Raw genomic sequence first — 225 nt, 5'->3', positions numbered from 1 at the left:
TGCGCGGGTGGCCAACGACGCGGCGGAGCATGCGCCGCAGGTCGACCCGCTCCTCGTAGGTGAGAAACAGGTCGCTGACCCCTCCCCACACCACCGCCGAGCGGAGCCCGGGACACTCGATCGCCGCCAGCAGCGCCATGATCCCGCCGCGGGAAAACCCGTAGACGCTGATCCGCTCCCGGTCCACGCCCGGCATCGCGTGCAGCAGCTCGTAGGCGGCGAACA

General features: G+C 71.1%; 1 protein-coding gene. It reads right to left on the bottom strand.

Features of this window, described 5'->3' with window-relative positions:
• Positions 1-225, bottom strand: a 225-nt coding sequence (locus LD028_RS09915; protein WP_237811719.1) for an alpha/beta hydrolase family protein, incomplete at both ends; no start/stop codon positions are given.

The organism is Anoxybacillus sp. LAT27 (genome assembly GCF_022030075.1).
GTDB lineage: Bacteria > Bacillota > Bacilli > Bacillales > Anoxybacillaceae > Anoxybacillus > Anoxybacillus kestanbolensis.
Note: the sequence above shows the minus strand (reverse complement) of the source record. Positions and strands in the feature narration are given on the sequence as shown.